This is a genomic window from Rathayibacter sp. VKM Ac-2760 (assembly GCF_009834185.1).
GTDB lineage: Bacteria > Actinomycetota > Actinomycetes > Actinomycetales > Microbacteriaceae > Rathayibacter.
In genome coordinates this window covers 4,100,246-4,122,484 of record NZ_CP047173.1, presented here as the reverse complement: position 1 = coordinate 4,122,484, position 22,239 = coordinate 4,100,246, and the positions used below count along the sequence as shown (strand labels likewise).

The window sequence follows — 22,239 nt, the reverse complement described above, 5'->3', positions numbered from 1 at the left end:
ACGCTGACCGGCGACACTGACGAACCCGACCTGGAGAATGCCATGACGACGACTCCCGATTCGACGACCGACACCGTGGTCACGATCACCGATGTCACCAAGAGATTCGGCACCACGACCGCCCTGGACGGTGTGTCGCTCACGGTCCGCCGCGGCGAGATCGTCGTCCTCCTCGGCCTCTCCGGGTCGGGCAAGTCTACCCTCCTGCGCCACCTCGACGCCCTCGAGATCCCGAGCAGCGGATCCGTCGCCGTGCTCGGCGAGGAGGTGCCGACCCTCCGCGGACGACGACTGCGGGAGCTCCGCGGCCGGGTCGGCTTCATCTTCCAGCAGTTCGAACTCGTTCCCTCGCTCACCGTCCTCGAGAACGTGCTGACCGGCGCGCTCGCCGAGCTCCGCGGTCCGCGCCTGGGTCTGTGGAGCTACCCGAAGGCGAAGAAGCTGCGCGCCCTGCAGCACCTCGACCGGGTCGGCCTGCTCGAGCGCGCCTACCAGCGCGCCGACACCCTCTCCGGCGGGCAGCAGCAGCGCGTGGCGATCGCCCGCGCGCTGATGCAGAACCCGAGCATCCTCCTCGCCGACGAGCCGGTCGCCTCGCTCGACCCCGAGTCGAGCGACCAGGTGATGGGGCTCATCCGCGAGATCGCCGCGGAGGAGGGGCTCACCGTGATCTGCAGCCTCCACCAGGTCGACCTCGCGATCGCCTGGGCCGACCGCATCGTCGGCCTGCGTCACGGCGCCGTCGTGCTCGACACTCCGGCCTCCGGCCTGTCGAAGGCCGAGGTCATGGAGATCTACGGCCGCGTCGCCACCACGACCTCCGAGCTCGAGGCCGTGCAGAACGAGCTCCTCGCGCCGGAGGCGGCGCAGTGACCGCCACGCTCCCGCCTCGTCTGCGCACCGGCGCCCACGAGGCCGAGGTCGCCGAGCGCGCCCCCCGCCCCCGCCGCTCCCCGGAGCGGATCGCCGCGATCCTCACGCTCGTCGCCCTGGTCGTCGTCTCGATCGGCGCCCTCGTCGAGATCGACATCTCGATCCCGCGGATGATCCAGTCGTGGTCGAACGCCGAGCGCTTCTTCGTCCGGGTCGGCGCGATCAGCTTCCCCGAGCCGGCCGAGCTCCTCGCCCTCACCGCGCTGACGCTCGGTCTCGTGCTCACCGGCACCCTGCTCGCGGCGGTCCTCTCGGTCCCTCTCGCCTACCTGGCCGCCGCCAACACCACCCCCGGCCACGGCTGGCGGGCCACCGCCCGCTTCCTCGGGGTCCTCGCCCGCGCGATCCCGGACGTCGTACTGGCCATGGTGTTCGTCCTGCTCTTCTCCCTCGGCTCACTCCCCGGCATCCTCGCGATCGGCCTCCACTCGGTCGGGATGATCTCGAAGCTGTTCGCGGACGCGATCGAGCAGATCGACGAGGGCCCGCGCCTGGCGATCCGCGCGGCGGGAGGCTCGAAGCTCCAGGAGTTCGCCTCGGGCGTGCTCCCGCAGGTGCTGCCCTCGTGGGTGGCCACCGTGCTGCACCGCAACGACATCAACCTGCGCGGCTCCGTGATCCTCGGCTACGTCGGAGTCGCGGGCCTGGGCCTGGAGATGTCCTACGCGTTCAAGTCGCTGGAGTACGGGCGCGGGATCGGCATCGCGATCGTCGTCTTCGCCCTCTGCGTGGCGATGGAGATCGTCTCCAGCTCCGTCCGCACCGCGATGCTGGGCACGGGGGCCGCCTCCTCCGGCCCCGTGGACGGGATGATGCGGCGCCTGCGCCGCCGCGGCGCGCCCGCCGCCGCCCCCCTCGCGCCGGCCACGCCCCGGACGGCGCTGCGCCGGCCCTGGACGGCGACCCGCGTCCGCAACGCGCTCGCGGGCGCCGTCACGGTGCTGGTGATCATCGCGGGCGTCGTCGTCAGCGACATCACCTGGAGCGACTTCGTGACGTTCTGGGCGCGGATCCCCGCGGTGGCCGTGCAGTTCTGGCCTCCGTCGTTCGGCAACTACGACGCGTCGCAGATGATCGAGGCGATGCGCGAGACCGTCGCGATCGCGCTCGCCGCCGCGCTGCTGACCGTCGTCGCATCGATCGTGATCGGCTCGCTCGCCGCCCGCAACGTCGCGCCGACCCGCGCCGCGCGCAGCGGATCCCGGCTGCTCCTGGTCGCGGTGCGCGGCGTCCCCGAGCTGATCCTCGCGATCGTGCTGATCGTCATCTCGGGCCTCGGCACCCAGGCCGGCACGATCGCCCTGGCCGTCGGCGGCGTCGGGCTGCTCGGCAAGCTCATCGCCGACTCGCTCGAGGAGGTCGACTCCGGACCGGAGCGCGCCCTCGTCGCGACCGGCGCCACCCGCCTCCAGGTCTACGCCGGAGCCACCGTCCCCCAGGGAGCCCGCGCCATGCTCGGCCACACCTTCTACCTGCTCGACACCAACATCCGCGCGGCGACCCTCCTGGGCATCGTCGGCGGCGGCGGGATCGGCTACTACCTCCTCAATGCGGCGCAGGGCTCGAACTACGCGACCGTGACCGCGATCGTCCTGATGATCCTGGTGACCGTGCTCCTGGTCGAGGGTCTAGCGATGTGGCTGCGGCGGGTCCTCCGATGAGCGAGCGCTACGACGTCGCCGTCGTCGGCTCGGGCATCGTCGGCCTCGGCGCGGCCTACGCCGCAGCCCGCCGGGGGCTGCGCGTCGTCGTCCTCGACCGCACGGTCGAGCCGGTCGGAGCGACGGTCCGCAACTTCGGACACCTGTGCTTCACCCCGCAGGCGGGCGACGCCCTGACCTACAGCCTCGCCGCCCGGGACGCCTGGCTGAGGCTCGCCCGCGACGCCGGCTTCTGGCTGCGCCGGAGCGGCACGCACATCATCGCCCGGCACGCCGACGAGCTGGCTCTGCTGACCGCTGCCGCCCGACGCGTCCCTTCCGGATTCGGCGAGGAACCCGAGATCCGCGTGCTCGACGCGCGCGAGGCGACCGCGGCCGTCCCGGTCGCTCCGACGGGGATCGTCGGAGGCGCGCTGCTGCCCTACGACCTGCAGACGGATCCGCGCAGCGCGGCCTCCGCCATCGTGCGGTACCTGACGTCCCTCGGTGTCGAGTTCCGGATGCGCACCGCCGTCGGCCGCGCCGCCGACGGCCGTGTCCGGACCAGCCGCGGAGACGTTCTCGCCGACACGATCGTCGTCGCGGTCAACCACGACCTCGACCAGCTCTTCCCCGAGCTCGCCGAGGCGAACGACGTGCTCCGCTGCTCGCTGGACATGCTGCGCGTTCAGCTGCCGCTCACCGCGCCGCTCGGTGCCCCGCTGCTGACGGGCTGGTCGCTCATCCGGTACAGCGGATTCGCGACCCTGCCCGAGGCCGCCGCCGTCCGGCAGCGGCTGCACAGCACGCGGCCCGACCTCGCCGCCATCGATCTGAACCAGATGTACACCCAGCTCCCCGACGGCTCGCTCGTCGTGGGCGACTCGCACTTCCGCTCGGCGACTCCCGGGCCGTTCCAGTCCGAGGCCGTCGCGGAGCTGCTGCTCGCCGAGACCGAGCGCCTGTTCGGCGCACCGGCTCGAGTGCTCGAGCGCTGGCAGGGCGTCTACGCCAGCGGACGGCACGAGTTCCTGATCGCCGAGCCGGCCGAGGGAGTGCTCGTCCTCACCGTCACCACCGGGATCGGCATGACCACGGGCCTCGGCCTCGCCGAGACCGCCCTCGCCGCGCGCTTCGACAGCGCCGCAGCCCCCGTCCTCCTCACCACGAAAGGCACTCGATGACCACCACCACCTCCGCCGCTCCCGCCCTCGGCTCGGCGCTGACGGGAATCGAACTCGTCGTCCTCGACATGGCGGGCACCACCGTCACCGATGACGGCGTCGTGGAGCAGGCGTTCCAGCGCGCCGCCGAGCGCACGGGAGTCGCCGACCGCCTGCCCTGGGCCGAGGCGCTCGAGTACGTCCGGCACACGATGGGGCAGTCCAAGATCGACGTCTTCACCCACCTCGCCGGCGGCGACACGGTGGCGGCGGAGCGCGCGACGGCGGCCTTCGAGGACGCGTACGCCGAGCTGATCACCGAGGGGGCCGCTGCCCCGCTGTCCGGCGCGGAGGACGTCATCCGCGCCCTGCGCGACGCCGGCGTCGCCGTCGCGCTCACCACCGGCTTCGCGCCGGTCACGCGCGACGCGATCCTGGCGGCGCTCGGCTGGGAGGACCTCGTCGACATCGCCCTCTCCCCGGTCGACGCCGGACGCGGCCGTCCCGCTCCCGACCTGGTGCTGACCGCCGCCCTGCGCGCCGGAGTCAGCGCGATGAGCGCCGTCGCCGTCATCGGCGACACCGCGAGCGACGTCCTCTCCGGGCGTGCCGCCGGAGCGGGCCTCGTGATCGGCGTGCTCTCCGGCGCCCACGACCGCGCTCGACTCCTCGACGCCGGAGCGGACGCCGTCATCGACGACGTCACCGCGCTGCACGCCCTCACCCTCGCCGCGCGATGACCGTCCTGACCCGCCCGGCCGGCGCCGCCCTCCGGGTCGAGCTCGAGCCCTCCGCCACCGCGATGGTGTGGATGGCGGCGGACCGGCCGCACGAGGCGGTCGCCTTCGTCAGTGTCCGCCTCGAGCCCGGCGAGGTCCTCGTCGAGGTGGAACTGGCGACGATCTGCGGCTCCGATGTGCACACGACGCGCGGCGCCCGATCCGCTCCGACCCCGCTGATCCTGGGCCACGAGCAGCTCGGGCGCATCGTCGCGCTCGGAAGCGGAGGTCCGCGCGATGTCGAAGGCTCACCGCTGGAGGTGGGGGACCGGGTGCTCTGGTCCCTCGCCGCGAGCTGCGGCGACTGCGACCGCTGCCGGGCAGGGCGGAGCCAGAAGTGCCGTACCCTCCGCAAGTACGGCCACGAGCGGATCCAGGACCGATGGGCGCTCTCAGGCGGATTCGCGACCCACACCCACCTGCTCGCCGGCACCGCCGTCGTCCGCGTGCCCGAGGACGTCCCCGCGAAGGTCCTCGCCCCGGTCTCGTGCGGCACGGCCACCGCGTACGCCGCCCTCGCCGCCGCCGAGCAGACGCAGCCGCTCGACGGCGCGCAGGTGCTGATCATCGGGGCCGGGCTGATCGGACTCACCGCGACCGCGATGGCGGTCGATCGCGGTGCCACGGTGACGGTCGTCGATCCTGAGCCCTCCCGCCGCGCCCTCGCCCGGCGCTTCGGCGCCGCCGCGACGCTCGAACCCGGTGTCGCGACGGAGGACTTCGATGTCGTCCTCGAAGCGTCGGGCTCCCGCGCCGCGGTCGGCGCCGCGCTCGCCTCCGCCGGAATCGGCGGCGTCATCGTCCTCGTGGGCAGCGTGTTCCCGACGGAGTCCGTCCCGCTCGACCCGGAGCGGGTCGTCCGCGCGCTGCTGACCGTGCGCGGAGTGCACAACTACGCACCCCTCGATCTCGCTCGCGCGACCGACTACATCGTCGACCGCTGGCGCGCCTGGCCCTTCGCCGACCTCGTCGGCGAGACCGTCACCCTCGACCACCTCGACGACGGCATCGGCCGCGCAGGTGCCGGCGGGCCCGTCCGCATCGCCGTCTCGCCGCGCTGACACCGGCAGCGGGCGTGACCCCCGGACCGACGTGACCCGCGAGGCGGTCGCGTCGGTCCGGATCATCGTGCTGCCCGTACTATTCCTCCGTGGCAGCCATGCTCTACATGCAGATCGCGGACGAGCTCCGCACCCGGATCACCTCCGGCGAGCTCTCGCCCGGCGACGAGGTCCCCTCCGAGGGAGAGCTCGCGGAGCTGTGGCGCACCTCGCGCGGACCGATCCGCAACGCGCTCGCGGCCTTGCGGAGCGAGGGCTACATCGAGACCCGCCGAGGCCGGCCCGCCCGTGTCATCCGGCGCAAGGTCCAGCAGGCGGCCGACGTGTCGATCCCCTTCACCCGGTGGGCGCAGAGCATGGGCACCACCCCCGGCGCTCGCACCCAGGAGGTGAGCCTGCGCCGCGCCGACGAGGAGAAGGCCCGCGCGCTGAACATCGAACCGGGTGACGGCATCGTCGACGTCGTCCGGCTCCGCCTGCTCGACGGGCGTCCCACCATGCTGGAGCGCCTCACCTTCATCGAGGAGGTCGGACGGCTGCTCTTCGCCGTCGACCTCGACACCGTGTCGATCACGGAGTACCTCGACAGTCGCGGCCTGGGCTACACGGAGGTGGACCACGAGATCGACGCCGTGGCCGCCGACGATCTCGACAGCCGGCTGCTCGACGTCGAGCCGGGCGCGCCGATCCTCCGCCTGCACCGAGTGACGAGGGGCCCGGACGGTCGGGTCTTCGAAGCGTCGGACGACAGGTACCGCAGCGACATCATCCGCTTCACGCTCGCCGCGTCAGGGCGCGCTCGCGAGGGCGAGCACTTCATCCGCTCCATCGGCTCCTGACCCGCACGTCCGACCGCCGCCCTCCCACGACCCGCTGCTCGGCCGTGCCGGAGCGCCGGTGCGCCCCACGTCCTCCTCGCCGGACGCGTTGTCGACGACCTGTGTGCATTAATGCCTTCAAGCGGTCCAACTAGTTTACCTATGTGTCGTCTCACGGCCTCGTCGATGTCATCCGGTATCGACAGGCTGACTCGCATCGGACCACTGGAAGGACCCGTCATGCGATCACGACATCGAGCCGCCGCCACCGGCCTCGCCCTCTGCGTCGGGGCGGCGCTCCTGCTGCCCACGCAGCCCGCCCTCGCCGCCACCGGAGCGGAAGCGGCGGCCGACGCCGCCGCGCCCTTCAGCTCCGAGGACTTCGACTCCCTCACGTCGGCGCTGCGGCCGCGCGTGGACGAGACGGGCATACCGGCCTCGACCCTGGGATGGACACCGACGGCGCCGACCGGCTGGACCGTGACCAACGGACCCTCGATCGGCACGAAGGGCAAGAGCGAGTGGCGAGGCTGGACCTTCGCGACCCCGGCGTTCTGGGCGGCCGCGCAGACCGGCCAGGGCCGGGAGGACTTCACCAAGGGCTCCGGCGTCGTCGCCGTCGCCGACAACGACGAGTGGGACGACGGGAACAACCCGGGGGAGCAGCTGTTCGCCAGCACGCTCACCTCGGCCCCGATCGCCGTTCCCGGTGGACGCACCGTCCACGTGAACTTCGACTCCAACTACCGCCAGACCGGTCCGCAGGTCGCCGCACTCGAGGTGTCCTTCGACGGCGGCGCGACGAAGCGCCTCTTCGAGTACTCCACTGCCGTCCTCGGCGATCAGACCTACCTCCAGAACCGCTCGCTCACCCAGCCCGTCGCCGTTCCGGCCGGCGCCACCAGCATGCAGCTCAGCTGGGTGATCGAGAAGGCCACCAACGACTGGTACTGGGCGGTCGACAACATCGCCGTCACCAGCGAGGCCCCCGAGGGCGCCGAGGCCCCCCTTCCCGCGCCCGGCCCCCAGCCCTCGGACGTCCCCGACGGCATCAGCGACCGCAAGGTGCTGTTCATCGACTTCGACGGCGTCCGCTACGACAAGCTGCGCGAGTACGACACCCCGAACATCGACGCTCTCGCCGCAGACGGCCAGATCGGCGTCGGCTACATGCAGGACAACGCCCTCGGCCCCACCGTCTCCGGGCACGGCCACGCGAACCTCCTCAGCGGAGTGTGGGTCGACAAGCACCGCTCTCCCGACAACGACTTCGTGAACCCGAACATCGAGGCCTACCCCGACGTCCTCACCCGGCTCGAGCAGGTGGATCCCGGCTTCTCGACCTTCTCCACCGCCGACTGGGCGCCGCTGAACGACAACCTCATCCTCCGTCCCGACGTGAAGATGCAGCAGAACGGCTCCGACAAGAAGGTCACCGACGCTCAGAGCGTCGACGACGCCGTCGAGGTCCTCTCCACCCGCAACCCGGATGCGATGGTGGTCTACCTCCACGACGGGGACGCCACCGGTCACGCCTACACCGCCGAATCACCCCAGTACAAGACCACCATCGAGACCCTCGACCAGCGGGTCGGGCAGCTGGTCACCGCGATCAAGGACCGCGCCAGCTACGCCGAGGAGGACTGGCTCGTCGTCGCCTCCACCGACCACGGCTTCACCGGTTACAGCCACGGCGGCGATCAGCACCTCACGCGGATGATCTGGACTCTCGCCTCCGGCGGTGACGTCCCCGCGACGGGGACAGCCACCCGCGAATGGCGCCAGGTCGACATCGCCCCCACCGTGCTCGATCACCTCGGCGTCGACATCGACCCCGCCTGGGGCCTCGAGGGCGTCCCGATCGGAACCGCCTCGACCGACCCCTTCGACACCGTCGCGCCGGCGCTGCGCGGAGTCGTCGACGAGCCGGCGAAGCCGAGCGACAGCGGAGGCTGGACCAAGCAGGCCCCCGAGGGCTGGCGGATCGACGAGCGCACCACCGGCGGTGTCAGCGAGTACCGCGGCTGGTCGTTCATGAGTGGCGAGTTCTGGGCCACCAGCGAGGAGGGTCAGGGCCGCGGCTCCTTCGTGCGCGGACGCGACGTGGTCGCCGTGGCCGACCCGGACGAGTGGAACGACGTCGGCGACCCCGCCGGAGCAGGTGGCCGCTTCGATTCGACCCTGCAGTCGCCCTCGCAGCGGGTCTCCCCCGGCGGAGCGGTCGACGTCTCGTTCGTGCACCACTACCGGCAGATGGACGCCGAGGCGCCCCAGCACGCCGAAGTGGTCGCGAGCTACGACAACGGCGTCGAGCAGGTGCTGTGGAGCCGCGACGCCTCCCAGGGCGTTCTCTTCGACATCGACCAGCCCCTGAGCCTCTCCACCGTCGCCCCGGCCGGCGCCACCTCGGTCCGCATCGGCTGGAAGCTCACCGAAGCGGGCAACAACGGCTACTGGGCCGTCGACGCCCCCGAGATCCGCGCCGACGACACCCCGGCGCTGACTGTCACGGCGACCGCCGCCACGCGTTGTGTCGCCGGGAAGGCGCTGGTGACGGTGCAGGCGGTGAACGGGAACGGGTTCCCGGTCGCGATGACCGCCACGTCGACGTTCGGCAGCAAGTCCTTCGCCGCCGTCGCCGCCGGGAAGAGCGCCTCGCACGCCTTCACGACCCGCGCCGCCACGATCCCCGCCGGCGTCGTCACGGTCGCTGCGACCGCGACCGTCGACGGCACTCCCGCTGTCACCACCGTCGAGGCTCCCTACGCCGCGACGTCCTGCAACTGACCTGCTGATCTGAAGGAGAAGACATCATGAACAGACATGGCACTGTGAGATCGGGATTCGCGGCTCGTTGCGCTGCGGTCGTGGCGGGGGTCGTGCTGCTGGGCGCGGTCGCCGGTGCGGCGGTCGCCGATGAGAACTACGGCGACGAGGGCGTGGACGTGAACGTCTCCATCCCCGAGCTGAACGAGCCGGGGGTGCTCGCGATGACCGTCGCGGGCTCCTCGACCGATCTGGCCGAGGACGGATCGACGACGCTCGTGCGTCAGTTCACGGGCGCCCTGCCGACGGTGACCGTGACCGACACCCGCAGCCCGGAGGAGATCCCGGAGGGCGCAGGCTGGTACGTCCTGGGATCGGCGGGCGAGTTCACCGGCGACGCCGCTCAGGAGCCGATCGGCGCCGACCACTTCGGCTGGACGCCCCGTCTGATCGACGGCGGCGAGTCCGGGCTCGTGACCGAGGGCGACCGGGTCGACACGGTCCTCGACGACGGTGACGACGCGGTCGGCCTCGTCGACCAGGAGCTGCTCGCCCTCGCCCTGGACTCCGGCGCCGTCGCGGAGGAAGGGCAGTGGACCGCGTCCGCGGACCTGTTCCTGCGCACCGACGCGACCGTCGAAGCCGGCGACTACACCGGCGAACTCACCCTCTCGCTCTTCGAGTGACCCCCGCCGTGGGGGCGTGGTGACCCGCGCCCCCACGGCTCTCGCCTCGAATCGATCCGCGGGAGGAGCGGGGGCCGTCGTGGTCGTCCTCGGCCTGCTGTTCTCCGCCTCGTCTCGGCGCCGGCCGTCGACGGGGCCCCGACGGACACGACGATCACCTGGGGGGCCACTCCTTCCTCCAGCTCGGGGCCTCGGCTCGGTCTCTCCCGTTGCCGGAACGCCGCCCCCCCCCCCCCCCGCGACTCAGGCCGTGTAGTAGCCGGCCTCGAGGTCGTCGAGCAGCGTCGGGCCGGTCGGCTCCCACGCGACGAGGTGCCGGGTGATGGCGTTGGAGGCGGGCTGGTCGCCGCCGAGCAGGGCGCCGAACACGCCGAGCCGCTCCGGATCGACGGCCGAGGCCGTCAGGCCGGTCTTCCCGGCGATGGCCTCGGCGACGTCGCGCATCACCACGCCCTCCTCGCCGACGGCGTGCAGCACGGCTCCGGCGGGTGCCGTCTCCAGCGCGATGCGGAACAGCCGGCCGGCGTCGCTGAGGTGCACAGCGGGCCATCTGTTCGATCCGTCCCCGACGTAGGCGGCGGTTCCGAGCTGACGGTCGAGGCCGACGAGCAGGGCGATGAGGCCGTTGTGGTCCCCTTCTCCGTGGACGGTGCGGGGCATCCGCACGAGACCGGAGCGGATGCCGAGCTCGGACAGCGCCAGCACGGCCCTCGCCGTGCGGGACCGCGCGCCGGCCGGTCCTGCGGGATCGAGCTCGTCCGCCTCGGTGGCGAGCTGCCCGAGGCTCATCGGAGTGCCGGACGCGGCGAAGAAGGCCTTCCCCGTGCCGTCCAGCGCCGACCCGATCCGCTCGAGGAGGCGCACCTCGTTGTCGACGGCCGCGTCGAACGCGGCGAAGTCGAGGGTGAACGCGAGATGCGCGGTGGCGTCCGCGCCCAGGGCCTCCGCGACCAGCAGGTCGTGATCGCCCATGTCGCCCCTCACCGGGGTGACGCCCGCGCGGCGCACCTTCGCGGCCGACGCCTCGGAGCGGACGAGTCCGCGGACCTCGTGTCCCGCCGCGGCGAGTTCGCTCGTGAGGGCTGTTCCGATCCACCCGGATGCTCCGGTGACGAAGACGCGCATGTGACCACTCCTGTCCGTGACGGTCACCGCGCTCTGCGGTGATCCGACCGAGTCCGCTCGATGATGTGACTCAGGCACATGACGATACATGCGATGTGCCTCTGTTGCATCACCCGATCCTCGTCAGCGTTCTCGACGAGTGATGACGCGGCACACTTCCCCCGCTTCGATGTGACTCGATGTCATCACTAGACTCGTGGGATGGCTCGATGGGAACCGGATACGCGGGGAAGGCTGCTGCACGCCGCGGTGGAGCTCTTCGCCGAGCGCGGGTACGACGACACGACGGCGGCGCAGATCGCCGACCGGGCCCACGTGACCCGCACGACGCTGTTCCGGCACTTCGCCGACAAGCGGGAGATCCTGTTCCAGGGGCAGGAAGAGCTGGTCGCCCTCGCCGTTCAGGGTGTGGAGGGTGCGAGGCCGGGCAGCACGCCGTTCGAGATCCTCCGGGCAGGGATCCTGCCTCTCTGCGCGGTCCACGCCGACGACAGGCGGCAGATCCGCCAGCGGCTCGCCGCCATCATCCCCGCGAGCCTCGAGCTGCGAGAGCGTGCGGCGTTCAAGCGATCCGCGATCACGGACGCCCTCGATGCCGCCCTGACCGCACGACTCGGCGATGCGCGTCAGGCGGGTGTGCTCGCGGATGCCGGGGTCCGCGCGTACTACGACGGTTACGCGACATGGATCGATTCGCTCGAGAGGGATCCGCTGATCGATCGCGTCGATGCCGAGCTCACGACCGTCGAGTCCGCCCTCATCCGTGTGGCCTTCTCGGCAGTGGCCGCAGCTCGCACCTGACCGGCCACTCCTGGGCACGGTCGCCGGCGCCCGCTCCGGCCTCGTCGGAGCACGCACCGATGCGGCGCAGCGGGCGGCGGGAGCGTGCTGAGCGGGCGAGGCATCGGTTCTCGCGTGGATGACGTCGATGACGACTCCGCCTCCCGTGCGCTGCCCGGCCCGATCGTCCTCAGCTGCTGTCTGCGGAGCCGAGCGTCCCGTGGGGGATCGTGATCTCGACGGGCAGTTCGACATCGATCGGGTCGCCGCTCCGCGTGCGCAGGGCGAGCACGGCGGGACCGGTGGGCAGATCGGCAGGAAGGTCGAAGCACGCGTCGACCGTCGACCGTTCGCCCTTCGGAATCGGTCGGCCGAGCAGTATCTCCTCGCCGCTCGCGGAGGGGGTGATGGTGACCGTGACGTCGGAGGCGGCGCGGCTCGTGCCTCCGGTGTCCTCGCAGGTCTCCCAGATGAAGTCGGCGCTGATGCGGACGACTCCGCCGGGGTGCAGGGACGACTCCTGGAGTTCGATCACCGTGGCGGCACAGGATCCGGCCGAGCTCGACGTGATGCCGGTGCAACCGCCGGCGCTGAGCGCGATGGCGGCAGCGACGACGAGGGATGTCACTCGTCCTAATCGCCCCTGCTTCATGCGGGTCAGTGAAGCACTGCTTGCGGCCGCCCGCATCGGGAGTGCCGGGAACGTCATCGGATCGTTGATCCTCGCGGCCGCCGAGGGGCGATCCGCGCTCGTGCGCGCCGGTCGGAGTGTCGATCGATCGGCGCCCCGTCTCGGGATCGGGCGACGGAGCACGTGACGGGTGCTCCAGCTCGACTGTGAGTAGCGTCGAGACATGGATGGGGCGACGGAGCTGCCCGCTCGCGGGTGGGAGATCGATCTGAACGAGCCGTCGAGGCTTCTGCCCAGCGAGACGGCGGCGGCTCTCTCCCGCGCGTCGGAGCAGGCCGCACTTCTCCGCAGTCCGTCTTCGGATTCGGGTGCAGGGGAGAGGGCCGTCGTCGCTGCGCGCTCGGCCGTCCGTCTCGGTGCGACCGAGCACGAGCTCGCCGTCGCAACGGGGTTCACGATCGAGGCCGTTCGATCGCTGCTTCGAGGAGCGTGAGCATCGGTGCCGTCGGGGGATGACTGTCGGGTCATCCGCTGAGCAGGTCGGTGGCTGTGGCAAGTTCGGCGCAGTATCGTCGGCGAATGTCCTTCCACTCGGGCAAGCGTGATTCGCCGCAGTTGCGTCCTGAGCTCGAGCGGTTTCGCGAGGCGGTCGCCGAGGCGTCGTTCGACGGTGAGCCAGCGGGCTGCTTCTCGGTGCAGGTCGGTACTCATCTCGCGGTCAGTGGCTCGTGGTGGAGGCGGGAGCTGAGTGATCTGCGGTGGGGGATCGCGTGGACCTTTCTCTATGACCCTGGTTTCGATGAATCCCATCACTCCGATGTCGCTTGAACCCGACTCGGGACCCGCGAGTAGATTCCAAGCAGGGCCAGCTCCGGTGGCGACGAAGGGGTTCGTGACGAGGTCGCCCGCGAGGACTGTGGCGAGCTACAGACGCAGTGAGTCGCGGACATGGCACTGCTCCGGATCGAGCGGCTAGCTGTAGTTCCCCGTGAGGTTGTGGACGCGTTCTGCGGGGGTTGATCCGCCGATGCCGGTGTGGGGTCGGTGGTGATTGTAGTGATGGAGCCAAGCGGCGTAGGTGGCGGATCGGGCGTCGTCTGAGTCGTAGGTGGTGGCGTAGGCCCATTCGGCGGCGAGGGTGCGGTTGAAGCGCTCGACCTTGCCGTTGGTCTGGGGCCGGTAGGGGCGGGTGAAGCGGTGGCGGATCGTGCCGAGCTCGGCGTTGAAGGCGTGAGATCGGTAGGCGGGGCCGTTGTCGGTCATGACCTGCTCGATGGTGATGCCGGCATGGGCGAAGAACGTGGTCGCGCGGCGCCAGAACTCGATGACGGTGTCGGTTCGTTCGTCGGCGAGGATCTCGGAGAACGCGAGTCTTGAGTGGTCATCGACCACGTGGTGCAGATAGCGGAAGCCGCGGGAGCCGGCCGCTCCGGCTCGTTTGGCGCGGGTTCTGCTGACGTGGGAGCTGCGGTCCTGCGCTGATCCTCGGCCGTGTGCTCGCCATCCGCCGCCGTCGGGGATTCGACCGAGTTTCTTGATGTCCATGTGCACCAGCTCGCCGGCCCGAGCCTTCTCGTAACGCACGGGAACGGGTCGTCGCACTGGCAGTCCGGTGGCGCGGTCCAGGTGCACGAGCAGCGGCATTCGGAAGCGGGTGAGCACCCTGCCGACCGTTGATCGAGGAACTCCAAGGTGGAAGGAGATCCTGTGCGGACCCCAACCACGCGTGAAACGCAGACCGATGATGCGCCGCTCAAGGCGAGTCGCAAGCCGGTTCGGGCTGGTCAGCGGCCGGGACGACCTGACAGTCATCGGCAGACCGGATCGGTATCTCTCGGCCCACTTCGCGGCAGTCGCTGGTGAGCACTGGAACCTCTCCGCCGCCCGGCGCACAGGCCAGCCGTCGATAACGATCAGCCGAGCCAGACGTTCCCTGCCGGTCGGCGTGACGGGGGCATTAGCGTGAGTCACGAAGACCTCCGGTGACGATGCGTGTGTGGTAGCCCACATCGTCCCGGAGGTCTTCTTCTACGTCACCCGTTCACAACGTCCCGAGGAACTACAGCTAGCGCGTCGATCAGCTCAAGTGCGCTTTGGGAGCTCTCTGACGAGATGCGGCATCAAGCCAACGCATCGGCGTCGAGCTCATCCTCAGTTGTCCGACAATCGCTTGAGCCATAGCTTCTTCGAATCGCTGCTAATACCCCAACGATCGCTACTTGAAAGCACTCAGCGATGCGCCTACACGCCCGATCCAGTAGCGACTTAAGAAGCCGTCTGATTATTTGCACACATTCGGTCAGGTCCGAGATATTCCGTCCAGTTCTAGCCCCCTCCTCCGGATCGCTTTCCAACCCGCCGGCTCGCTTTCCCGAGAGTGGATGATGCTGCAACGGCGTTGCTGTCTCGGTCTTGTTCAACGCTTATGCGCGCTCAGCCTGCTCAATCGAGTCATCAACACCGTGCACCCTCAGCTCGAGCAAGCGATCGAGGACATCGAGTAGCGCAGATACTCGTCTCCTATCGTGTGTCTGCGCAAGACCTCGAATCACCAATTCCGAGATGTAGTGTGCATCGCTAGCCGCACCGGTCCGGATGTCTGCTACGTCCTGTCCATGAATATCGAGGAAGCGATGCGACGCGAACTCAACCAGGTCGTCCACCTCATCGGGTGCCTCTTGCAGTGTTATTAGCAGTTGTGGCGTGGCGCTCACATAACTTGGCGACGCAATGAGGTCCGCTAGAAGGGCGGCAAACGGGCGCAATGCGTACCCCCTTAAGTTTTCGGCCAGGTGGCCCACGGCTTCGCGGACCTTTTCTTCATCGTCGTGCATCAAGTTGCGCAGCGTAGAAAAGACTAAATCGGAATTGGCGGCTTGACCCACCCACGAGCTACACACGACAGCGACGCCAGTCCGGACATCGATGCCGCATGCGAGTGCTCGATTCATCATGTGAGGGCGTTCCCATTGGAGTGCCGCGAACGCAGCAATGCTACCGCCCGCATGTCGTACCTCAGAACTCTTTGATTTCAGCATGCGGTCAATGACTGGGTCTATTCGGTCCGCGTCGGAGTTGCCAATGTAGCGCATCAGGTTCCTTACGTGGTCTGAAGCGAGGAGGATATCGTCGGTGTCAATCAGGTGTTCGAAGGCCTCGTATGCCTTTGGCCGTGCGTATCGCAGGGAAGCGGCAATCGTGTGGGCGACGCATGATCGCACGCTGAGGACCGAGTCGCTGGCGAGGGCGTCCAGATAGGGACTGACCACTTCAGTCCGCCGGCCATCAGCGTCATGAATGAGTAGGTCGCCTAGTTCTTCAGCGAGGCTGCCTCTTGCGGTATTCCTACCCTGTTGCCAGAGGTCGCGACCGGGCGTCTCGTCACCTTGACGGGTGAATATCGGCGAGTCGTCTTTTGGGCTTGACGCATGCAGAGCACGGTCTCTGATCATCTCGACCAGATCGAGCGGGGTTTCGTCAAGAACGCGGCGCAAGGACCACCCAAGCCAGCGATCGCATTCCTCTAAGCCGAGGCTCGCGATGTGACGGATGGCATCGAAGACAGCAGATTGTTCCTCGAGCGGGATTTTCGCTTCACCGAAGCCCCAAAGGATGGCACTGGGATAGGCCGCGTTTGTCGTCGCCGTGATATGCATGGCCAGCGACGCGAATCGGACAGGGTCCTCGGCTGTGCGCGCCTTAAGTAGTTGTGAGAGTTCGCGAGCGCCGCCGACCGATGGATCTTCGCGATTTCGATCGTCCCTAGCATGCTTGTCTAGCGCTCGTAGCCACTGTCTATTAGACATCTTGACGCTTGCAGCCGCCTCGATTGGAGAACCGACTGTGTAGCTCATAATGCCGGATGGAGGAGGTGGCACGTCCATCTCAAATTTTCGTTGGTACTCAGCAAGCCGTCGTTTGCCGATCGGACTCAGCCTGGCTTGATCGAGAGCGCTCAGAAATTTGAACGCAGCATATCCGAATGATTGGCGTCGTTCGTATGGATCGTGAAGATCGCGCAGTTGAGCTTCAAGGCGCGCATGGTCTTCGTCAGTGACGAGCGGGGCGATGAACTCTACAACTTCCCGCGATAGCCAGCATCCATCTGAGGCGTAGCCGCAGCGAAGTCGGTTACCACCTTCCAATATCAGGTGCGCAGCCCAGTCAGTAAAGTGCGCTCCGCCGGCGATCAGAGTTTGGAACAAGAGTGCCTGAGCGGCATCGTGCTCATCTGCGGCCAACATCTGTAGAAGCCGGCTAGCCGAATCTGGCATCGCCGTAGCGTAATCTGCAAGAGCTCTTGCAGCGCAGATGTAGAGTACATCGCCGACATTGCCCGAATGTGACCCTGGTGGCATTCGCAAGCCGAAATGGCGGTCTTGAACTAAAGAGTCTCCATGTCGCCCATATGCCGTTTTTTGCATCACGGCGAGAAGGTAAGGTACGAGAGTCTCAGCAAACGCTTGAGGTTCGGACTTGCTTACCTCCCTTATAAGTTTGGTGAGCCCGTAACTTCGCCTCTCAAGGATTCTGATCTTGCCGACGTTGTCCGTGACCAACGCTAAGGGGCTTTCCGCAAAGACTGCCCGGAGTAGCTCAATTGCCAAGAGCGGCTCATGCGCGGCGAGGCCACGGGTCGACCGCGAAAGGTCGTCGTCAGCCAGATCGAAGTCACCGGATCGCACAGCTTCAAGCATCAGGTCGAACAGCGGCCGATTTCGATTCAGTTCGGCACGCTGGACGAGCCAGCGTAATCGGTTGAGGTAGTCGGGTGCGTCGCGACGAGAGGCAAGCAGTCCCACCGCCACCCCTCCACGGTCGTCTCCGGCGACGGCGAGCCAACTGGTGCCTTGCTCCCGCTGTTGCTGATCATCGCTGTCGAGCCATATTTCTATAAGTCCACTTTTGTGGACCACATCGAACCAGGTTTGCCGGGTGATCTGTTGCCAGAGGGGTTTGTTCCGGGCCGGGTCGGTCTCGCTGACGCGGATGAATAGGGCGAGGTCGTCGTTTGTCGGAGCGGCCACGTTGGCGAAGACCGTCAGAACCGTTTCTTTGATGTGGGACCGAATCTCTGGCGCTGTCAGCACGGCATCGATCTCCGTGCGAAACCGGATTGGATCGCGCTCCCGCAGTAGTTCAAGAATCTGACGCACTTGAGCTCGACGGAATAGCTCTTGCTCCTGAAGCTGTAGGAACTCGACCATTGACTGCTGTCGCGATAGCCATTGCCTCGCGAAAGTGTAGTCAAAGAATGTTTCATGAAAAAAGGAGACGCGGTCGCCGTCGATGGCGAGAACCTGTTCAGACGCTAATACATAAGCGTCATCGATGTAGTCCTCAGCGTCGAGTATGTCGGTGGGGACCGAAAGGGTTTGCTGATCGCTAACTGCGTTTGCGACGCGGGCCAAAACGTCGTTAAAGCGGATATCTGGGCGACGGTCTTTGATGGTCTGGCGCTTCCGCTGCCAAAAGGCCTCAAAAAGTGATCCGCGCGACGTGAAGTTGAGTGCGCTCGCTTGACCCGCGATGGTTTGGAGGAGCACGAGGTTTAGAGGCGTTCTGAGGAGCTCACGTTGTTTCACGGTGAGATTAGTGCTGTCCAGGCCCATTGCCTCTACGGCGTCGGTGACGGCTTCCTCGGGTAGAGGCAGGACTGTGAGACGCCTGACGTCCTCTGCGGCGTCGAGCTTGCGAATCCTGTGATCATTCTCGACGTCGAATAGTCGACATGCGATGATGACTGATACGCCCTCGACCGCCATAGCCTCGTTGATCAAGTCGGCAACTACGTCGAAGCGTTCGGACAGTCGACCCGATGCCAGCGACACGGCGTCGAGCTGGTCGACAATTAAGAACGCGTCGCGACCATCGGCTGCCATGCGGAGCGAGGCGACGGGCGAGGCAGACAAGCCTAGCTGCCCACCTAGCTCGGTTGTCGAACTAAATGAACCACGACGGTCAAGCCGGAACGCTAGTACTTCAGCGCCATGCGATTCCAAATAGTTCGCTGCTTGATAGACGATAGAACTCTTGCCGCCACCGCCCGTGCCGACGACCAACGCCAACCGTGTCGTGTTCATAAGCTCGACCAGATCAGTGGATTCGGCTCGGGGAATAGGAGGACTGAGCAACTCGCGTTCCACACTGCCCCGCCAGCTCGCGGTCGTAGAGAGGACTTCATCGTGCGCATTCTGCCTCGCCATGTCGTGGCGGGCGAAAACATTATGGCGGGATAGCCCCTCTAACAATTCGCGCCGTGTGAGACGACGGCGAAGATTATCGAGTAAAACAGCTCCTACCACGATAGGCAGCAGCGTCTCGGCTACGCCCTCTAGCATCGTGGCGGCGAGCATGGCATTCGTTTTGACCTGCTGCTGCTCGTCCTCAACCTCGAACCACATGCCGCGGAGCACACTCCAAGCGGTTTCAGGACTGCCGAGCACGTCCGGGGCTGAGAGTTGATCAAAGACTTGCCGCAGCTCTTGGGTCAGTTGATGCGCAGTGAACTGGTGGAGGTCAACAGACTGGCGAACCCGTTCGCTCAACTCACGGAGGGAGGCACTTGGTGTCATCGAGCTGAAGTGGTACTCGCGGCCGGCCGCGACGTGGTGTGTCGCTGCTGCAAAGATTCCGCGACTGCGCAGAGCCGCTACCGTCCAGTGATCAGTAATGCTGTGTTGACGCTTGACCTGTGTGACGGTAATAGTCCCGTGCTCATCTACAAAGGTGAACTCTGACCCTTCGGCCAGGTCTGGGTCGAGATCCTCGAAAGTGATGCTTCGTCGCTCATCTTGAATGCATCGCAAGGCGTAAAGAATCGCCCAAGAGAGCTCGTACTTGTTGCCCAACTTGTCGGCGACCCCACCGACGGTGTTTTTCTTGGGCGCAGCCGTCGTGCTCGACTCATCAGCGGTCTCCATGTGGACCATTCTGACCCGTCTGACGTCGTCTGAACGGCCACTCCCTCATTTCGCGCGTCCGTGGGAGCAGCTCGTTGGACCAGAGTGGTGGAGGTCGCGATCGTCTGCGCGCGCAGCCGTCGTATCTCAGCGGAGTCACTTTGGCTAGACCTAGGCGCCGATGAAACGTTGGCGACCTCGATGTTGACCGACCGCTGGTGCGGCCAGTGCCTCGATTCCAAGGATGCAGGGCGCCTCGGTGGTCGGCGGACGCAGCTTTCGCTGCTGTCTGCTGACACGAGGTTGACGGTCGCCCAGCTAAAGCGGTACTCCACGCGGACCGATAGTGCACCACTTCATTTCAGCCGATGTCCGTCTGTCGAGCGCATTCACCCCCTTCGGGAGCCGTTTCGCGCTTGGCCTCGGCCGGAATGGCGTGAGCGCGGCATCGACGACTCCGAGATGACGGCGATCCTCACCGTCCGAGAGCTCGCCTTCCTCCGCGGCGAGGCGATTCAGGGCCGAGCCTGACCGCCGCGAGACCGCGCGGACCAGCGGCTACTCCCCCCACCGCACCCCCTCCCGCGCCCCCAGAACTGGCGCGATATGACACGTCCGACCGGTTGTCGGGTGGTGGCCGCAGTGCCAGGGTCGGCACGAGGGCGAGTCGTACCGGCGCCCGTCCCGCTCCGCCCGTAGAGGAACCCGCTGATGCGTTTCACTATCGCCCGCAGTCTCGCCGTCGCCGTGCTCGCGGCCGCGCTCGTCGTGTCCGGTGCTCCCGCTCAGGCGGCGCCGGTGGCGGCGGCCCGGGCGGTGGCGGCCCCGGCTCCCGCCCCGATCGTCGGCGTCGCCTCCGGCCGGTGCCTCGATGTGCCCAACTCGTCGACCACGAACCGCACGATCGTGGTCCTCTTCGACTGCAACCGGGGCGCGAATCAGAGCTGGACGGTCGCGCCGACCGGCGAGATCTCCGTCTACGGTGGCGCGAAGTGCCTGGAGGTGCGGGGTCGCACGACGACGGCCGGCGCGGACGTGCAGATCTCCGACTGCGTGGGCGGGGACTGGCAGAAGTGGCGGTTCGAGAGCGACGGCACGGTCCGCGGGGTCGGCTCGGGCCTGTGCCTGAGCGTCAAGGACCGGAAGACGGCGAACCGCTCCTCGGTGCAGATCGCGGCCTGCGCCGGCGGGGACTGGCAGAAGTGGCGGACCACCGCCTCCTCGGCGGACACGACGGCCCCGTCCGCGCCGACGAGCCCGCGGGTCTCGGCGCTCGCCTGCCGGACGGCGACGTTCTCCTGGGGCGCGTCCACGGACGCGGTCGGAGTGACGGGGTACGACGTGTACCACGACGGCCAGTTCATGAAGTCGGTGGCGGGGACCGTCACCTCGACGGGCATCGACGTGGTGCCGGGCGCGCAGTGGGGGCTGTACGTGAACGCCCGCGACGCCGCCGGCAACGTCTCGCAGGCCAGCGCCACCGTCGCGGTGACCGTGCCGCAGTGCTCGGCCGACACCACGGCGCCCAGCCGCCCGACCGGCCTGACCGCGCGAGCCTCCGGCACCGCCGTCACCCTCACCTGGACCGCGAGCACCGACGACGTCGGCGTGCGCAGCTACACGGTCTTCCGCGGCTCCGCCCAGGTCGGGACCGTCGCCGGCACGGGCACGACGGCGCCGCCCACGACCTTCACCGAGAGCGGCCTGGCGGCGAACACCGCCTACTCCTACACCGTCGCGGCGGTCGACGCGCAGGGCAACACCTCCAGCCGCAGCGACGCCGCCGCGGTGACGACGGGCGCGGCCTGCAGCACCGCGTTCTGCACCGTGACGCAGACCGCGACCGACACCGACATCCCCTGGGGACTGACCACCGCGCCCGACGGGACCGTGCTGTACTCGCGCCGCGACGCGCAGGACGTCGTGCGCCTGAACCCGACGACGGGCGTGAAGACCAGCCTCGGGACGGTGCCGAACGTGCAGAGCACCGACGGCGAGGGCGGCCTCCTCGGGATCGCGGTGTCGCCGACCTTCGCGACGGACCAGTGGCTGTACGTCATGCACACCTCGCCCACCGACAACCGGGTGATCCGCCTCAAGCTGATCGGCGACCGCCTCGACACGAGCACCGTCCAGGTCCTCGCCTCCGGGATCCTGCGGAACAAGTACCACAACGGCGGGCGGCTGCGCTTCGGCCCCGACGGCAAGCTCTACATCAGCACAGGCGACGGCCAGAACACCGCGACCGCGCAGAATCTGAACTCGCTCAGCGGCAAGATCCTGCGGATCAACGCCGACGGCAGCATCCCCGCGGACAACCCGTTCGGGAACGCGGTCTGGAGCTACGGGCACCGCAATCCGCAGGGGCTCGCCTTCGATTCGCAGGGGCGGCTCTGGGAGCAGGAGTTCGGCAACAGCGTCATGGACGAGACGAACCTGATCGTCCGCGGCGGCAACTACGGCTGGCCGGCCTGCGAGGGGACCACCGGCAGCTGCGGCACCGCCGGCTTCATCGCGCCGAAGCAGACCTACCCGACGTCGGCGGGCTCGTGCTCCGGCCTGGCCGTCGTCCGCGACGTCGTGTACATCGCCTGCCTCCGCGGGACGCGCCTCTACCGCGCGCCCATCGTCGGCGACTCGCTCGCGACGCCGACCTCGAACTTCGTCGGCACCTACGGTCGCCTCCGCACGGTCGAGCCCGACGGGCGCGGCGGCCTCTGGATGACCACCTCGAACACGGGCGACAAGGACAGCGTCCCGAACAACAGCGGCGAGAAGATCCTCCGCGTGACCCTCGGCGGCTGAGGCGCCGCCCCCTGCCTGCTGGTCGAGTAGCCCCGGAGGGGCGTATCGAGACCCACGCGTCCGTGGGTGCGGGATCTCGATACGCCCGCTGCGCGGGCTACTCGATCAGCAAGGAAAGCGCGCGCTGCTCAGTCGGCGAGGGCAGCAAGA

16 protein-coding genes are annotated in these 22,239 nt (G+C 68.1%); 12 read left to right on the top strand and 4 right to left on the bottom strand.

Translation table 11 applies throughout. The annotated features are described in order from the left end of the window. Positions 1 to 42 precede the first annotated feature (42 nt). The 8 genes from phnC (at position 43) to GSU72_RS18865 (ending at position 9,846) form a co-directional block, all read left to right on the top strand. On the top strand, positions 43 to 873 hold the full coding sequence (phnC, locus tag GSU72_RS18900; RefSeq protein WP_159986418.1) for a phosphonate ABC transporter ATP-binding protein: 831 nt from the start codon (positions 43 to 45) through the stop codon (positions 871 to 873). Further along, positions 870 to 2,594, top strand: coding sequence for an ABC transporter permease subunit (locus GSU72_RS18895; protein ID WP_244255893.1), 1,725 nt, complete (start codon positions 870 to 872; stop codon positions 2,592 to 2,594). The genes phnC and GSU72_RS18895 overlap by 4 nt, the downstream gene beginning before the upstream one ends. Further along, on the top strand, positions 2,591 to 3,757 hold the full coding sequence (locus tag GSU72_RS18890) for a TIGR03364 family FAD-dependent oxidoreductase (protein ID WP_159986417.1): 1,167 nt from the start codon (positions 2,591 to 2,593) through the stop codon (positions 3,755 to 3,757). The genes GSU72_RS18895 and GSU72_RS18890 overlap by 4 nt, the downstream gene beginning before the upstream one ends. Then, complete coding sequence (locus tag GSU72_RS18885) at positions 3,754 to 4,476, top strand: HAD-IA family hydrolase (protein WP_159986416.1); 723 nt, start codon at positions 3,754 to 3,756, stop codon at positions 4,474 to 4,476. Before GSU72_RS18890 ends, GSU72_RS18885 begins: the two co-directional genes overlap by 4 nt. After that, positions 4,473 to 5,576: a zinc-binding dehydrogenase gene (locus GSU72_RS18880; protein ID WP_159986415.1), complete on the top strand. Its 1,104-nt coding sequence runs from the start codon at positions 4,473 to 4,475 to the stop codon at positions 5,574 to 5,576. The genes GSU72_RS18885 and GSU72_RS18880 overlap by 4 nt, the downstream gene beginning before the upstream one ends. Positions 5,577 to 5,674: 98 nt before the next feature. Further along, positions 5,675 to 6,415: a GntR family transcriptional regulator gene (locus tag GSU72_RS18875; RefSeq protein ID WP_167306130.1), complete on the top strand. Its 741-nt coding sequence runs from the start codon at positions 5,675 to 5,677 to the stop codon at positions 6,413 to 6,415. A 219-nt stretch (positions 6,416 to 6,634) separates the two neighbouring features. Then, positions 6,635 to 9,181, top strand: coding sequence for an alkaline phosphatase family protein (locus GSU72_RS18870; RefSeq protein WP_159986413.1), 2,547 nt, complete (start codon positions 6,635 to 6,637; stop codon positions 9,179 to 9,181). Positions 9,182 to 9,261: 80 nt separating this feature from the next. Then, complete coding sequence (locus GSU72_RS18865; protein ID WP_244255892.1) at positions 9,262 to 9,846, top strand: hypothetical protein; 585 nt, start codon at positions 9,262 to 9,264, stop codon at positions 9,844 to 9,846. A gap of 243 nt (positions 9,847 to 10,089) precedes the next feature. Here GSU72_RS18865 and GSU72_RS18860 read toward each other — a convergent pair whose 3' ends face one another. Continuing rightward, positions 10,090 to 10,971, bottom strand: coding sequence for an NAD-dependent epimerase/dehydratase family protein (locus GSU72_RS18860; RefSeq protein WP_159986411.1), 882 nt, complete (start codon positions 10,969 to 10,971; stop codon positions 10,090 to 10,092). A gap of 201 nt (positions 10,972 to 11,172) precedes the next feature. On the opposite strand from GSU72_RS18860, the gene GSU72_RS18855 reads away from it, so the two are divergent. Further along, entirely contained in the window at positions 11,173 to 11,772 is a 600-nt protein-coding gene (locus tag GSU72_RS18855) for a TetR/AcrR family transcriptional regulator (RefSeq protein WP_159986410.1), read from the top strand. Between the two features lie 169 nt (positions 11,773 to 11,941). Here the strand turns inward: GSU72_RS18855 and GSU72_RS18850 are convergent, their stop codons facing one another. Further along, entirely contained in the window at positions 11,942 to 12,460 is a 519-nt protein-coding gene (locus GSU72_RS18850; RefSeq protein ID WP_159986409.1) for a hypothetical protein, read from the bottom strand. Between the two features lie 145 nt (positions 12,461 to 12,605). Between GSU72_RS18850 and GSU72_RS18845 the strand changes: the two genes are divergently transcribed. Then, the gene (locus tag GSU72_RS18845) at positions 12,606 to 12,875 is read left to right on the top strand and encodes a hypothetical protein (RefSeq protein ID WP_159986408.1); all 270 of its coding nucleotides are present in this window, start codon (positions 12,606 to 12,608) and stop codon (positions 12,873 to 12,875) included. 86 nt (positions 12,876 to 12,961) lie between these two features. After that, positions 12,962 to 13,210, top strand: coding sequence for a hypothetical protein (locus GSU72_RS18840; RefSeq protein ID WP_159986407.1), 249 nt, complete (start codon positions 12,962 to 12,964; stop codon positions 13,208 to 13,210). Positions 13,211 to 13,354: 144 nt separating this feature from the next. On the opposite strand, the gene GSU72_RS18835 is transcribed toward GSU72_RS18840, so the two are convergent. After that, entirely contained in the window at positions 13,355 to 14,353 is a 999-nt protein-coding gene (locus GSU72_RS18835) for an IS481 family transposase (RefSeq protein WP_159986406.1), read from the bottom strand. A 452-nt stretch (positions 14,354 to 14,805) separates the two neighbouring features. Continuing rightward, positions 14,806 to 19,305, bottom strand: coding sequence for a hypothetical protein (locus GSU72_RS18830; protein ID WP_159986405.1), 4,500 nt, complete (start codon positions 19,303 to 19,305; stop codon positions 14,806 to 14,808). Between the two features lie 690 nt (positions 19,306 to 19,995). On the opposite strand from GSU72_RS18830, the gene GSU72_RS18825 reads away from it, so the two are divergent. Further along, positions 19,996 to 22,089 carry a PQQ-dependent sugar dehydrogenase gene (locus GSU72_RS18825; protein ID WP_159986404.1) on the top strand — a complete coding sequence of 698 codons (2,094 nt, stop codon included), beginning with the start codon at positions 19,996 to 19,998 and terminating at the stop codon, positions 22,087 to 22,089. Positions 22,090 to 22,239 lie beyond the last annotated feature (150 nt).

What these genes read in the sequence shown, in the direction of transcription:
- phnC (WP_159986418.1), top strand. Translation starts at nt 43, where the DNA reads ATGACGACGACTCCCGATTCGACGACCGACACCGTGGTCACGATCACC.
- GSU72_RS18890 (WP_159986417.1), top strand. Translation starts at nt 2,591, where the DNA reads ATGAGCGAGCGCTACGACGTCGCCGTCGTCGGCTCGGGCATCGTCGGC.
- GSU72_RS18885 (WP_159986416.1), top strand. Translation starts at nt 3,754, where the DNA reads ATGACCACCACCACCTCCGCCGCTCCCGCCCTCGGCTCGGCGCTGACG.
- GSU72_RS18880 (WP_159986415.1), top strand. Translation starts at nt 4,473, where the DNA reads ATGACCGTCCTGACCCGCCCGGCCGGCGCCGCCCTCCGGGTCGAGCTC.
- GSU72_RS18875 (WP_167306130.1), top strand. Translation starts at nt 5,675, where the DNA reads ATGCTCTACATGCAGATCGCGGACGAGCTCCGCACCCGGATCACCTCC.
- GSU72_RS18870 (WP_159986413.1), top strand. Translation starts at nt 6,635, where the DNA reads ATGCGATCACGACATCGAGCCGCCGCCACCGGCCTCGCCCTCTGCGTC.
- GSU72_RS18860 (WP_159986411.1), bottom strand. Translation starts at nt 10,971, where the DNA reads ATGCGCGTCTTCGTCACCGGAGCATCCGGGTGGATCGGAACAGCCCTC.
- GSU72_RS18855 (WP_159986410.1), top strand. Translation starts at nt 11,173, where the DNA reads ATGGCTCGATGGGAACCGGATACGCGGGGAAGGCTGCTGCACGCCGCG.
- GSU72_RS18850 (WP_159986409.1), bottom strand. Translation starts at nt 12,460, where the DNA reads ATGACGTTCCCGGCACTCCCGATGCGGGCGGCCGCAAGCAGTGCTTCA.
- GSU72_RS18845 (WP_159986408.1), top strand. Translation starts at nt 12,606, where the DNA reads ATGGATGGGGCGACGGAGCTGCCCGCTCGCGGGTGGGAGATCGATCTG.
- GSU72_RS18840 (WP_159986407.1), top strand. Translation starts at nt 12,962, where the DNA reads ATGTCCTTCCACTCGGGCAAGCGTGATTCGCCGCAGTTGCGTCCTGAG.
- GSU72_RS18830 (WP_159986405.1), bottom strand. Translation starts at nt 19,305, where the DNA reads ATGGAGACCGCTGATGAGTCGAGCACGACGGCTGCGCCCAAGAAAAAC.
- GSU72_RS18825 (WP_159986404.1), top strand. Translation starts at nt 19,996, where the DNA reads ATGCGTTTCACTATCGCCCGCAGTCTCGCCGTCGCCGTGCTCGCGGCC.